Origin of the sequence: Pseudomonas sp. LABIM340 (assembly GCF_040017195.2) — a bacterium.
In the GTDB taxonomy this organism is placed as follows: domain Bacteria; phylum Pseudomonadota; class Gammaproteobacteria; order Pseudomonadales; family Pseudomonadaceae; genus Pseudomonas.
Genome location: NZ_CM200227.1, coordinates 5,937,027 through 5,950,694 on the forward strand (window position 1 = coordinate 5,937,027; position 13,668 = coordinate 5,950,694).

Here is a 13,668-nt window from a genome sequence, read left to right on the forward strand (position 1 = left end):
CGTTCCTACTGACAGTACGTTGAACTTCGCGCCATCCTATCGCGCCGCCGGGGCAGGCGCAGCCTCTTTCGCGGGCGGCCGGACGACCAGATTGGCTGTGACCGCCGCACGCAGCCGGGGTTCGCAAAGTGGTTCATAATCAACCGCCGAACCGGCAGCGCCGATGGCGGTCGAACCACTCCATTGCCGGCGAACGTCCACGACAAGGAATCCCATGCGACTTCTGAAACTAGCAGCCCTGTGCGGCATCAGCCTGTTATTGGGGGCATGCCAGGGTCTGTTCAAGCCCGCGCTCGACGAACCGCTGGCCGCGCAGCACACCGCGTTCGAACATCCCCAACCCGGTTGCCAGGGCGAGCAGTGCCCGCTGTTCAACCTCGATACCCTCAGCTTCGACGACGAGCCGGCGCTCAACGAGGCGATCAACACGCAACTGCTGCAACTGGCCCGCGAAGGCGACGGTGTGGCGCCCGCCAGCCTGGACGTCTACGAGAAGCGCTTCCTCGATTCGGCCCAGCCCGGCTGGAGTTCCTACCTGCAAGCGAAGATCCGCGAACAGCATGACGGTCTGGTGATCATCGAGCTGTCCAGCTATCGCTTCACCGGCGGCGAGTACGGCCAGCCCGGCCGCGCGTTCATCAATTATGATCGACGCATCCACAAGGTGCTCACCCTGCAGGACATTCTTCTGCCCGGCCAGGAGGACAACTTCTGGAAGGTGGCGCGCATGGCGCACCAGGCGTGGATCCTGCAGAACAAGCTGGACGAGCAGGACCCGAACTTCTCGAAGGACTGGCCGTTCCAGCCGACCGAGCACTTCGCCCTGACCTTCGGCGCGATGACGCTCAAGTACGACATCGACCGCATCGCCCCGCATTCGGTCGGGCACCCGGAGCTGAAGATTCCGTATCCGCGCCTGAATGGCATCGTGAAGACCTACTACTTCCCGGGGCGCGGGGCGCAGTAAGACTCGATCAAAATAGCCAGAGCGCCATCGCGATTCGTCCGCGATTCACCGGCTGCTCAGGAGCGTTCCCGGTCGCGGGCATGGCCCGCTCCTACAGTTGGCCGCGGAGCGCGGGTGCAGCTTTTGTAGGAGCGGGCCATGCCCGCGAACCGCATCACGCCGAAGCCGGAACCCTGGCGCCAACGCGCCCCAGCAGCAGCTGCAGCACACCGGCCACCACCAGCGCCGGCAAGGTCGCGCCCAGGTCCGGCTGGTAGTTCGCCAGCAGGTGATACACCACCACGCCACCGCCCCAGGCAACCAGCGAACCCCAGCGCAGGCCGTGGGGAATCGCGGCCGGCGCGCGACGGCGCAGGACGAAGTGGTCGATCAGCACCACGCCGAACAGCGGCGCGAACACCGAGCCGATCAGCAGCAGGAAGTTCTGGTACTGCGCAAGCGGCGCGAACCAGGCGATCAGGGTGCAGATCACGCCGATGGCCAGGGCCAGCAGCTCGACCTTGAGCGGCAGCAGGATGCCGCTGGAGACCGCCGCCGAATGGATGTCGGCGAAGGCCTTCTCCGATTCGTCCAGCAGGATCAGCAGCAGCGGAATGCCCATTCCCGCGCCGGCCAGCGCCAGCAGCAGCGCATTGGCGTCGCTGCCCTCGGCGAACGCCAGGGTGTAGGCCACGCCCAGGCCCATCAGCCAGAAGCAGCCGATGAAGAAGCCCAGCGCCGCGCCGGTAAAGGTGTGCCCGGCACGCTTGCCGAAGCGCGAGTAGTCGGCGATCAGCGGTAGCCACGACAGCGGCATGGCAATGGCGATGTCAAAGCCCACGGCGAAGGACAGCGAGCCGTCGCCGGCCTTGGCCCAGAGCGCAGCCAGGTCGGCGCGCTGGAACAGGTCGAAGGTCAGCCAGATGCACGCGGCGAGCAACAGCCAGATGCCCCAGCGGCGCAGCACCTTGCGCACGAAGGCGAGCGGGCCGGCGACCGCCAATAGGGTCGCCAGCGCGCCGAACACCAGGGTCCAGAGGGCCGGATTGGTCCACAGGCTGCCTTCGCCGAAGGCGCGGGTCGCCAGCAGGCTGGCGGCATCGCGCATGACGATGATCTCGAAGGCGCCCCAGCCGACCAGCTGCAGCAGGTTGAGCAGCGCCGGCAGCGCGGCGCCGTGGCTGCCCAGGCTGAGCTTGAGCGACGCCATGGCGGACAGGCCGGTGTCGGTGCCGATCACCCCGGCGCTGGCCAGCAGCAGCACGCCGACCAGGGTGCCGAGCAGGATCGCGCCGAGCGCGCCGGCCAGGCCCAGGCCCGGCGCCAGCAGGGCGCCGGTCTGCAGCACCATCAGGCCGATGCCCAGGGAGAACCAGAGGGAGAACAGGTCGCGCAGGCCGAGCACGCGCTGGGCGCTGCCCACGGCGGAAGTCGGTGAATAGTCGATGGCGGTAGTGGTCACGATGCGTGCAGGGCTCAGTGTGGTTGGAGTGGGTCTTGTTCTTGGGATGGAGCGAAAACGCCCGGCTCCGCGAAGAGCCGGGCGCGGGTGTCACACCTGTTTGTAGATCACCGAGCCTTCGTCCCTGAAGCGCGTGGCCTGCTCCTGGAAGCCGGCCTCGATGGCCTTCTGCTCATCGGTCAGGCCGTTCTCCTTGGCGTAGTCACGGACTTCCTGGGTGATCTTCATGGAGCAGAACTTCGGCCCGCACATGGAGCAGAAGTGCGCCACCTTGGCCGAATCCTTGGGCAGGGTTTCGTCGTGGAAGGCGCGGGCGGTGTCCGGGTCCAGACCGAGGTTGAACTGGTCCTCCCAGCGGAACTCGAAGCGCGCCTTGGACAGCGCGTTGTCGCGGATCTGCGCGCCCGGATGGCCCTTGGCAAGGTCGGCGGCGTGCGCGGCGATCTTGTAGGTAATGATGCCGGTCTTCACATCATCCTTGTTCGGCAGGCCCAGGTGCTCCTTGGGCGTGACGTAGCAGAGCATGGCGCAGCCGAACCAGCCGATCATCGCCGCACCGATGCCCGAGGTGATGTGGTCGTAACCCGGCGCGATGTCGGTGGTCAGCGGGCCGAGGGTGTAGAACGGCGCCTCGTCGCAGCACTCCAGCTGCTTGTCCATGTTCTCCTTGATCAGGTGCATCGGCACATGGCCGGGGCCCTCGATCAGCACCTGGACGTCATGCTTCCAGGCGATGCGGGTCAGCTCGCCCAAGGTCTCCAGCTCGCCGAACTGCGCGGCGTCGTTGGCGTCGGCCACCGAGCCCGGACGCAGGCCGTCGCCCAGCGAGAAGCTGACATCGTAGGCCTTCATGATCTGGCAGATTTCCTCGAAGTGGGTGTAGAGGAAATTCTCCTGGTGATGGGCCAGGCACCACTTGGCCATGATCGAGCCACCACGGGAGACGATGCCGGTGACGCGCTTGGCGGTCAGCGGTACGTAGCGCAGCAGCACGCCGGCATGGATGGTGAAGTAGTCCACGCCCTGCTCGGCCTGCTCGATCAGGGTGTCGCGGAAGATTTCCCAGGTCAGGTCCTCGGCGACGCCGTTGACCTTCTCCAGCGCCTGGTAGATCGGCACGGTGCCGATGGGTACCGGGCTGTTGCGCAGGATCCACTCACGGGTCTCGTGGATGTGCTTGCCGGTGGACAGGTCCATCACCGTGTCGGCGCCCCAGCGGATGCCCCAGGTGAGCTTCTCCACCTCTTCCTCGATGGAAGAACCCAGCGCACTGTTGCCGATGTTGCCGTTGATCTTCACCAGGAAGTTGCGGCCGATGATCATCGGTTCCAGTTCGATGTGGTTGATGTTCGCCGGGATGATCGCGCGGCCGCGGGCCACTTCCTCACGGACGAACTCGGGGGTGATTTCCTTCGGGATGCTGGCACCGAAGCTCTGCCCCGGGTGCTGGGCGTCCAGCAGGCCGGCGGCGCGGGCTTCCTGCAGCTTCATGTTCTCGCGGATGGCGATGTATTCCATCTCCGGCGTGATGATGCCCTGGCGCGCGTAGTGCATCTGCGTGACGTTGCCGCCGGCCTTGGCGCGGCGCGGGGTGCGCACGTGGGCGAAGCGCAGGGCGTCGAGGCTGGCGTCGGCCAGGCGCGACTGGCCGAACTCGGAGGTCAGGCCGGGAAGGATTTCAGTGTCGCCGCGCTCGTCGATCCAGCGCGAGCGCACGTCCGGCAGGCCCTTGCGCAGGTCGATGCGCACGTCCGGGTCGGTGTAGGGGCCGGAGGTGTCGTAGACCATGACCGGGGCGTTCTTCTCGCCACCGAAGGCGGTGGGGGTATCGGCAAGGGAAATTTCCCGCACGGGGACGCGGATGTCCGGGCGCGAGCCGGTCAGGTAGACCTTTTTCGAATTCGGAAAGGGCTGGGTCGACTGGCGGTCCAGCTGTTCAAGGCGGGTGACGTTGTTTTTCTGGGTGCTCATCCTGGCTCTCCTGGGGTTGATTGCCGGGGGAGAACCTGGGACGAGAGGAGCTGCTAGCTGCAGCGAAGGGACGCATCCCGGAGAGGGCTGGGGCCGGGGCGGAATGCGCCGCGGGATGCGTACTTCTTGTTCCCTACGCGGGTGCTAACCCGATCAGGTTCAACGGGATCCGGAACTATCCGATCTCAGCCCCTCGCAATGGGGCACCCCGACAAGAACGCCCGCAGTCTAATCAAGTGCGCACGGATAAGCCAACGCCGCCCGGCCGAAAACGCGCAATTGCCTACACGCGGCTACACTCCTGCCTCGGAAGGCTCGTACGAACGTGCCTTGACCGCCACCGGCGGCGACCGTAGCCTTGCCCCACCTCGCATCACTTTCCAGGATGAACGAATGCTGCGCAGACTCTCTCTGGCTGTCGCTGTAGCCGCAACGACAGGCTTTGCCTGGGCTGCACAGCCCGCTCCGGCCGCTACACCTCTGCCCACCAAGACCGACCTGATCAGCGTCTATAAAGATGCCGTCGACAACAACGCCGACCTCGCCGCTGCCCAGGCCGACTACCTGGCGCGCAAGGAAGCCGTGCCCCAGGCACGCTCCGGCCTGCTGCCGCAGATCAATGCCGGCGCCAGCACGGGCAGCACCCGCACTTCGCTGGACACCCCCAGCGCCACGCTGAACCGCAACACCCAGCTGGTCCAGGCGAGCCTGAGCCAGCCGCTGTTCCGCGCTGATCGCTGGTTCCAGCTCAAGGCTGCGGAAAACACCACCGAACAGGCCCAGCTGGAATTCTCCGCAACCCAGCAGCAGCTGATCCTGCAGACCGCCCAGACTTACTTCGGCGTGCTCCGCGCCCAGGACAACCTGGCCGCCAGCAAGGCCGAGGAAGCGGCGTTCAAGCGCCAGCTCGACCAGTCCAACGAACGCTTCGACGTCGGCCTCTCCGACAAGACCGACGTGCTCGAATCCCAGGCCAGCTACGACACCGCGCGGGCCAACCGCCTGGTGGCCGAACAGCAGGTGGATGACGCCTTCCAGTCCCTGGTGACCCTGACCAACCGCGAGTACAGCTCCATCGAGGGCATCCTCCACTCGCTGCCGGTCGTCGCACCGGTGCCCAACGACGCCAAGGCCTGGGTGGACACCTCGGTCCAGCAGAACCTGCGTCTGCAGGCCAGCAACTACGCGGTCGACGCTGCCGAAGAAACCCTGCGCCAACGCAAGGCCGGCCACCTGCCGACCGTCGATGCCGTGGCCCAGTACCAGAAGGGCGACAACGATGCCCTGGGCTTCTCCAACTCCGGTTTGCCGGGTGAGCCCCACTACGGCAAGTACGTCGACCAGAGCAGCATCGGCCTGCAGCTCAACGTACCGATCTACAGCGGCGGCCTGACCAGTTCCCAGGTCCGCGAGGCCTACCAGCGCCTGAACCAGAGCGAGCAGCTGCGCGAAAGCGAACGCCGCCAGGTGGTTCAGGACGCCCGCAACCAGCACCGCGCGGTGAACACCGACGTGGAGCAGGTGAAGGCGCGTCGCCAGGCGATCATCTCCAACCAGAGCTCGCTGGAAGCCACCGAGATCGGTTACCAGGTCGGTACCCGCAACATCGTCGACGTACTGGACGCCCAGCGTTCGCTGTACAACTCGGTGCGCGACTACAACAACACCCGCTACGACTACATCCTCGACAACCTGAGCCTCAAGCAGACCGCCGGCACCCTCGCGCCGAGCGACCTGGAGGCACTGGGCGCGTACCTGAAACCGGACTACAACCCGGACAAGGACTTCCTCCCGCCGGACCTGGCCAAGGCCGCCGAGGCGCAGCTGAACTCCAAGGGCAAGTACTGATCCAGCAGCCCCACGAAAAAGCCCCGCAGTGCGGGGCTTTTTCTTTGATGCCGACTTCAGGCACCACATCGCTCTGACCTCTGCCCTGCGCTAGCTCTGGCTCTTCAGAGACTTCCAGCGAAACACCCGCACACTCCGAACGGCCCCTTTCAGGAGGCCTCGTTGAAGCGGAGTTTCAGGGGTTGAGCGACATGGATGTCGCGAGAGCGCTGTCGGGCCAGGGATGGCCCGTCAGCGCGTGCCCCTGAAACTTCGTTTCAACGAGGGAATCTTTCGCCTGGGCGAAAAACCGGATGGAGGGGCAAGCCTTCTTGGTTACTTCTTCGGCGCTTGGAAGAAGTGACTCGCCGAGAGGCGAAACCAAATCTCCCCGCGCGCACCGACGCGGCGCTGAACGCCCGACAGAAAAGCATGGCAGGCAGTTTCAGACCTTACGACTCGTCCCAGCCGCATCGGCGTACAACCGCGAACGGTTGTACGCCCTACGTTTCTGAGGGGGCGAAACAGGAAGCCTGAGCACACCAGAGCGGCGCAGGAACACCCAAGCCAAGGCAGCAGAACGGCAGCACCGGAGCAAAGGAAAGCGCCGGCCCTGCCGGTGGATCGCGGGCAGGGCCCGCTCCTACAGGGGGCGCCTCAGCGCCAGCGGAACGCGCCGGTCAGTCGCGATACCCCGGCGACACCCGGTCCAGCATGCGCAGCAATGCCGACCACGCCAGGTCGTAGCCATCCGGGTCGCTCAGCTCCCCTTCCGCCAGCGGCCGCGCCGGAGCGTTGAATTGTTGCTCGGTGTGACGGCACACCTCTTCCGGCGGGATCACCAGCTCACCGCCCGCCTGAGCAGCCAGCTGGATGTCACAGGCTTTCTCCAGGTAGTACATGCGCAGGAACGCCTGCTGCACCGTCTGCCCTACGGTCAGCAGACCGTGATTGCGCAGCATCAGGCCGTAGTGGTCACCCAGGTCGCGTACCAGGCGCTCCTGCTCGTCCATCGACAGGGCGATGCCTTCGTAGTCGTGGTAGCCGAGGCGTCCGTAGAACTCCAGGGAGATCTGGTTCAGCGGCAGCAAGCCACAGGCCTGCGCCGCCACCGCACAACCCGCGCGGGTGTGGGTGTGCAACACGCACTGCGCGTCTTCGCGAGCCCCGTGGATGGCACTGTGGATCACGAAGCCGGCCGGGTTGACCTTGTACGGCGATGGCTCCACGGCATGGCCGCTGAGATCGATCTTCACCAGGCTGGAGGCGGTGATCTCGTCGAACATCAGGCCGTAGGGGTTGATCAGGAAATGGTGTTCGGGACCGGGGATGCGTACCGAGATGTGGGTGAAGATCAGGTCGGTCATGCGGTAGTGCGCGATCAGGCGGTAGCAGGCCGCCAGCTCCTCGCGCAGTTTCCATTCTTCGGGCGAACAGGTGGCGCGGCTCGGGGCCGGCGCCTGCAGCGACGTCATGGTGCTCTCCTCCTCAAGGCAAAAGGCGCCGGAGCGATTGCCCCGGCGTCACGGTCACGATCTGGTCATTGCGCGGCCCAGGCGTTGAAGCGCTCTTCCAGCTCCTCGCCGTGGTCAACCCAGAACTCGTCGTCCATCGCCAGGCCCACGGGCAGGTTCTGCTTCGAGGTCGGCACCCAGCCAGCGAGGTCGGCTGGCAGGCGTTCGGCGGCCTGCGTGTTGGTCGGACCATACGCAATGTGCTTCACGTAGTCGACTTGCGCATCGGCGCCGTTGGCGAAGGCGATGAAGCGCTTGGCCGCATCGACGTGCGTGGAGCCCTTGATGATCGCCCAGTAGTCCATGCCGTACAGGCTGCCCGGCCAGACCAGCTGCAGGTTGCGCCCGGCCTTGAAGGCGTCGGCGATACGCCCGGTGTAGGTGGTGGTCATCACCACGTCACCGGCGGCCAGCCACTGCGGCGGTTGCGCGCCGGCCTCCCACCACTGTACGTAGGGCTTGATCTGGTCGAGCTTGGCGAAGGCGCGGTCGACGCCGGCCTTGGTGCCCAGTGCCTTGTAGACGTCCGCAGGCTTCACGCCATCGGCCATCAGGGCGAACTCCAGGTTGTAGATGGCGCGTTTGCGCAGACCGCGCTTGCCGGGGAATTTCTGCACGTCCCAGAAATCCGCCCAGGACTGCGGCGCCGGCTTGAGCTTGTCGGCGTCGTAGGCGATGGCCACGCCCCACACCAGGGCGGCGGAACCACAGTCCTTGGCGGCGTTGGGGATCAGCTGGTCCTTGTTGCCGATCTGCTGCCAGTCCAGCGGCACGAACAGGCCTTCATCGCAGCCACGGGCCAGGTCCGGCCCTTCGATCTGCACCACGTCCCAGTCGGCATGGCCGGTATCGGCCATCACCTTGATGCGCGCCATCTCGCCGTTGTACTCGGTCTGGGTCACGCCGACCCCGGACTGCTTGCTGAAGGGCTGGAAGAAGGCCGCGTCCTGGGCCTTCTGACCGGCGCCGCCGTAGCCGACCACGACCATGTTCTCGGCGGCCTGGGCGGCGCCGCAGCACAGCCCGAGGGCGAGCAGCAGCGGCGAGACGGCGGTCTTGAGGAAGGAGCGCTTATGGAAGTTGTTGCGGTGGAAAGTCATCGAGCATACCCCCAGTCATAGGTGGCAATGGGCGCAGCCGGGATGGCCGCGCACACGCTGGACGGGCGCGCCGAAACAACGTTGCAGGAAAGGCAGGGCAGAGAGAAATCGATTGCCAGCGGGTGGGCCCGCCAGGCGAGGGGGGACCGTACGGGACGGTTCATGCGCCTCTCCTCTTGTAGTTGTTGTGGAGCACGTCGCGGTTGCCCCGGAGTACTCCGGGTGCGTTATCGAAACTACCCAGTCACTTTTAAAAAAACAAGTTGATTTTTTACTGACGGTAAATTTCCATAGGAATAACTTAAACAACATTTTCCATGTGAGGAGAAGCCGCCGTGTCCCAGGTCCGTCACTTCCAGCAATCCGCCCTGCAGTTCCAGCCCTACGGTGGGCAGGACATCGAACGCGCCGCCATCTGCCGGCTGATCGGCCCGGCGGACAGCGAAACCATGGGTGCGGGCCTGGCGCGCTTCGACGGTGTGTCCATCGAGTGGACGGTGCTCTACGACGAGCTGATCGTGGTGCTGGAAGGCAACTTCCGCCTGCGCCTGGCCGACCAGGTGATCGACGCCAAGCCGGGCGACGTGATCTGGGTCCCCGAACGCACGCCGCTGGCCTACGAAGGCGAGAAAGCCTGCGTGTTCTACGCGCTCTACCCGGTGGACTGGCAGGCGCGCAACGCCTGAGTCCGCTTCCGGCCGCCCGACGCGGCCGGCGTTCCAACGCTGCACCCCAAGCTGCACCACAACAAGAATCCGGAGTTGCCCGATGAGCCAGTTTCCCCACCTGTTCAGCCCGCTGCGCATCCGCGGCAAGGAGCTGAAGAACCGCATCATGTCCACCGGGCACGACACCTCGATGCCCACCGACAACCTGGTCAATGACCAGTTGGTGGCCTACCACACCGCCCGCGCCAAAGGCGGCGTCGGCCTGATCGTGCTGCAGGTCGCCGGCGTGCACGACAGCGCCCGCTACACCTCCCACGTGCTGATGGCCACCGATGACGAGTGCATCCCCGGCTACCGGCGCATCGCCGAGGCCTGCCACGCCGAGGGCACCGTGGTGCTGTCGCAGGTGTTCCACCCCGGCCGCGAGATCATGGAGTCCAGCGACGGCCTGCTGGCCGTCGCCTATGCGCCGTCCGCCTCGCCCAACGAACGCTTCCGGGTGATGCCCCGCGAGCTGAGCCAGGCGATGATCGACGAGATCGTCCAGGGCTACGCCGACGCCGCACGACGCCTGCATGCCGCCGGCATCGACGGCGTGGAAGTGGTCGCCAGCCACGGCTACCTGCCGGCGCAGTTCCTCAACCCACGGGTGAACCGCCGCAGTGACGGCTACAACGGCGACCTCGACGCGCGCCTGCGCTTCACCCGCGAAGTGATCGCCGCCGTGCGCGCCGCCACCGACGAAAACTTCATCATCGGCCTGCGCATCTCCGCCGATGAGCGCGATCCGGAAGGCCTCACCGAAGACGAATCGCTGCAGGGCGTGAAAGGCCTGCAGAACTCGCTGGACTATGTGCACATCGTCGCCGGCACCTCGGCGTCACTGGGCGGCGCCATCCACATCGTCCCGCCGATGGCCATCGAAGCGGCCTACCTGGCCAACGAGGCCGGCACCTTCAAGCGCAACCTGGAAATTCCGCTGTTCGTCACCGGGCGCATCAACCAGCCGCAGGAGGCCGAGCTGATCGTCGCCCGTGGCCAGGCCGACGTCTGCGGCATGACCCGCGCGCTGATCTGCGACCCGAAGATGCCGAGCAAGACCGAGAGCGGCCACGTCGAAGACGTGCGTGCCTGCATCGCCTGCAACCAGGCGTGCATCGGCCACTTCCACCGCGGTTACCCGATCTCCTGCATCCAGCACCCGGAAACCGGCCGCGAGCTGATCTACGCCGAACGCAAGATGGCCACCCAGCGCAAGCGCGTGCTGGTGGTGGGCGGCGGACCGGCAGGCATGAAGGCCGCCGCCGTCGCGGCGCAGCGCGGCCATGAGGTCACCCTGTGCGAAGCCAGCGGTCAGCTCGGCGGGCAGGTCAACCTCGCCCAGCTGCTGCCGCGCCGTGCGGAGTTCGGCGGCGCCTCCACCAACCTGCAGCGCGAGATGCAGCTGGCCGGTGTCGAAGTGCGCCGCAACACTCGCGTCGACCGCGCACTGGTCGAGCAGGAACGCCCCGACGTGGTGATAGTCGCCACCGGCGCCAAACCCTACCGCCCGCCTTACGAGGAAGCCGGCGAACTGCAGGTGGTGGACGCCTGGCAGGTGCTGCGCGGCGAAGTGAAGCTGGGCCGCTCGGTGCTGGTCACCGACTGGCGCGCCGACTGGATCGCCCCCGGCATCGCCGAGCGCCTGGTGCGCGACGGCCACCAGGTCCACCTGGCGGTGAATGGCACCCACGCCGGTGAAAGCCTGCCGCTCTACGTGCGCGACCACATGGCCGGCGAGCTGCACCGCCTGGGCATCACCATCACCCCTTATGCGCGCCTGTACGGCGTCGACGACAGCACCGTGTACCTGCAGCACACCGCCAGCGGCGAGCCGATGCTGGTGGAAAACATCGACACCCTGGTGCTCTGCCAGGGCCACCAGCCGGTGGACGAACTGGCCGACGAAATCGCCGACCTCGCCGAGGTCCGCCGCATCGGCGACTGCCTGGCGCCGCGCACGGCGGAGGAAGCGATCTACGAAGGGCTCAAGGCGGGCTGGGCGATCTGAGCCTGAAAAGGCACTCCCCTGTAGGAGCGGGCCATGCCCGCGATCGCGCGCATGGCGCGCTCCTACAGGTCGACTCCTGCGTCGCCTGGCAAACCGGCACATCCACAGCCCCGGCGCATTGTTTAGAATGCCTCACGACGCCAATCGCCAGGACCACCGCCGCATGAGCCGCAAAGCCCCGCAGGAAGCCCCCGCCAACGCCGAAGCGCAGTTCCTCGGCACCCGCATCCGCGGCCTGCGCAAGCGCCGTGGCATGACGCTGGCGGAGCTGGCCGAGCAGAGCGGACTCACCGCCGGCTACATCAGCCAACTGGAACGCAACCTGGCCTATCCGTCGATCCCGGCGCTGTTCAACATCGCCCGCAGCCTGGGCGTCACCATCCAGTGGTTCTTCGCCAGCGAAGTGCAGGTCGACCCGGCCGACGCCGGTTACGTGGTGCGCCGCAATGCCCGCACCAGCGTGCATTACGAAGACGGCATCGTCGACGAACTGCTCAGCCCGCAGCCCAGCCGCCAGCTGGAAATCCTCCACTCGAAGTTTCCGCCCGGCACCTACAGCCAGCAGAGCTACAGCCACGACGGCGAGGAAGCCGGCTACCTGCTCAGCGGCACCTTCGAGCTCTGGGTGGGCGAGCGGCATTTCGTGCTCAACGAAGGCGACAGCTTCAGCTACTCCAGCCAGGAGCCGCACCGCTACGGCAACCCCGGCGAGGTGGATGCCGTGGTGCTCTGGGTAATTACGCCGCCGACTTTCTGATCAGTCGCCCGAGGCCATCCAGCAAACGCTCCAGCGCACCCTGGTTGGCCTTCATCACGCCCAGACCGGCATCGGCCATGCGCTCGGCAGAAGCCGGCTCGTCCCACAGGGCGGCCACCGCCACCGCCAGCGAAGGCGCATCGGCCACTTCGCGCAGCGCGCCGACCTCGCGCAGTTGCGCGGCAATTTCCAGGAAGTTAAACAGGTGCGGGCCGGACAGCACCGGCTTGCCCAGCGCCGCCGGTTCCAGCAGGTTGTGCCCGCCATTGGGCACCAGGCTGCCGCCGACGAAGGCGACATCGGCCAGCGCATAGAGGAACAGCAACTCGCCCATGGTGTCGCCCAGCAGCACCTGGGTATCTGCCGTCACCCGTTCGCCAGTCGAACGCCGCTGGGTGCGGAAGCCTTCGCGGCTGCACAGCTCGAACATCGGGTTGAAGCGTTCCGGGTGGCGGGGCACCAGGATCAGCAGCGCCTCCGGGTGTTTTTCCAGCAACTGGCGATGCGCAGCGAGGACGATCTCGTCTTCCCCGCCATGGGTACTGGCGGCAATCCACACCGGCCGCTGCTGCGCCTGCCACTGGGTGCGCAGGTCATCGGCGCGTGCCAGCAGTTCAGGGTCGATGGTCAGGTCGAACTTGATCGAACCGGTCACGCTCACACAGTCCGGACGCGCGCCCAACTGACGGAAGCGCTCGGCTTCGGCCTCGGTCTGCACGGCGATCCAGCTCATCTCTTCCAGCATCGGCCGGGTCAGCCCGGCGAAGCGTGCGTAACCGCGCGCCGAGCGTTCGGACAGCCGCGCGTTGGCCAACGCCACCGGAATGCCGCGCTTGGCGCACTGGTGGATGTGGTTGGGCCACAACTCGGTTTCCATGATCACGCCCAGCACCGGCTGCGCACGGTCGAGGAAGCGCGCCGCCGCCCAGGGCAGGTCGTAGGGCAGGTAGCAGTGCTGCACCTGGTCGCCGAACAGCGCGCGGATGCGCTCGGAGCCGGTGGGCGTCATGCAGGTGACGGTGATCGGCAGGCCGGGGTGGCGCTGCATCAGCGCGCGGATCATCGGCGCGGCAGCGATGCTCTCGCCCACCGACACCGCGTGCACCCAGATGCCACCGGGCTTGAGCGCCGGCAGGCCGAGGGCGAAGCGCTCTCCGACGCGCTGGGCATAGGCCGGCGCCTTGCGCGAACGCAGGAACAGGCGCAGCGCGACCAGCGGCAGGCCCAGGTGGAACAGCAGGGTATAGAGGGTCCGGTTCATGGCGGCGGAGATTAGCAAATTCGCGGGCCAGCAGGCTGCACCACGTTTCACCGCAACGCCGAAGCCTCCGCGCGGCCGAGAGCAAGAGCCCCTCACCCTAACCCTCTCCCGC

The 13,668-nt window shown here is 66.5% G+C and carries 10 protein-coding genes and 1 riboswitch; of the genes, 5 read left to right on the top strand and 5 right to left on the bottom strand.

Translation table 11 applies throughout. The annotated features are described in order from the left end of the window. The first annotated feature begins 214 nt into the window (after positions 1-214). Complete coding sequence (locus ABKS89_RS27405; protein ID WP_348588336.1) at positions 215-967, top strand: RsiV family protein; 753 nt, start codon at positions 215-217, stop codon at positions 965-967. 154 nt (positions 968-1,121) lie between these two features. Here the strand turns inward: ABKS89_RS27405 and cytX are convergent, their stop codons facing one another. Together cytX and thiC are read right to left on the bottom strand one after the other, a co-directional pair. Continuing rightward, positions 1,122-2,408 carry a putative hydroxymethylpyrimidine transporter CytX gene (gene cytX, locus ABKS89_RS27410; RefSeq protein ID WP_138214014.1) on the bottom strand — a complete coding sequence of 429 codons (1,287 nt, stop codon included), beginning with the start codon at positions 2,406-2,408 and terminating at the stop codon, positions 1,122-1,124. Positions 2,409-2,498: 90 nt separating this feature from the next. Continuing rightward, positions 2,499-4,379 carry a phosphomethylpyrimidine synthase ThiC gene (gene thiC, locus ABKS89_RS27415; RefSeq protein WP_138214013.1) on the bottom strand — a complete coding sequence of 627 codons (1,881 nt, stop codon included), beginning with the start codon at positions 4,377-4,379 and terminating at the stop codon, positions 2,499-2,501. Positions 4,380-4,492: 113 nt separating this feature from the next. Continuing rightward, positions 4,493-4,600: riboswitch (TPP riboswitch) on the bottom strand. Between the two features lie 172 nt (positions 4,601-4,772). On the opposite strand from thiC, the gene ABKS89_RS27420 reads away from it, so the two are divergent. Beyond that, positions 4,773-6,227, top strand: a complete 1,455-nt coding sequence (locus tag ABKS89_RS27420) for a TolC family outer membrane protein (RefSeq protein WP_138214012.1) — start codon at positions 4,773-4,775, stop codon at positions 6,225-6,227. Positions 6,228-6,886: 659 nt separating this feature from the next. On the opposite strand, the gene ABKS89_RS27425 is transcribed toward ABKS89_RS27420, so the two are convergent. Both ABKS89_RS27425 and ABKS89_RS27430 read right to left on the bottom strand, forming a co-directional pair. Beyond that, positions 6,887-7,681, bottom strand: a complete 795-nt coding sequence (locus tag ABKS89_RS27425) for a class II aldolase/adducin family protein (protein WP_253445944.1) — start codon at positions 7,679-7,681, stop codon at positions 6,887-6,889. Positions 7,682-7,746: 65 nt separating this feature from the next. Beyond that, on the bottom strand, positions 7,747-8,820 hold the full coding sequence (locus ABKS89_RS27430) for an ABC transporter substrate-binding protein (protein ID WP_348588337.1): 1,074 nt from the start codon (positions 8,818-8,820) through the stop codon (positions 7,747-7,749). A gap of 335 nt (positions 8,821-9,155) precedes the next feature. On the opposite strand from ABKS89_RS27430, the gene ABKS89_RS27435 reads away from it, so the two are divergent. The 3 genes from ABKS89_RS27435 (at position 9,156) to ABKS89_RS27445 (ending at position 12,295) form a co-directional block, all read left to right on the top strand. Further along, complete coding sequence (locus ABKS89_RS27435; protein WP_081515498.1) at positions 9,156-9,506, top strand: EutQ-related cupin domain-containing protein; 351 nt, start codon at positions 9,156-9,158, stop codon at positions 9,504-9,506. A gap of 82 nt (positions 9,507-9,588) precedes the next feature. Then, positions 9,589-11,538: an oxidoreductase gene (locus ABKS89_RS27440; RefSeq protein WP_348588338.1), complete on the top strand. Its 1,950-nt coding sequence runs from the start codon at positions 9,589-9,591 to the stop codon at positions 11,536-11,538. A 163-nt stretch (positions 11,539-11,701) separates the two neighbouring features. Further along, positions 11,702-12,295, top strand: coding sequence for a helix-turn-helix domain-containing protein (locus ABKS89_RS27445; RefSeq protein ID WP_081515496.1), 594 nt, complete (start codon positions 11,702-11,704; stop codon positions 12,293-12,295). Here ABKS89_RS27445 and waaA read toward each other — a convergent pair. Further along, positions 12,276-13,556, bottom strand: a complete 1,281-nt coding sequence (gene waaA / locus ABKS89_RS27450; RefSeq protein ID WP_348588339.1) for a lipid IV(A) 3-deoxy-D-manno-octulosonic acid transferase — start codon at positions 13,554-13,556, stop codon at positions 12,276-12,278. The genes ABKS89_RS27445 and waaA overlap by 20 nt on opposite strands. Positions 13,557-13,668: the final 112 nt, after the last annotated feature.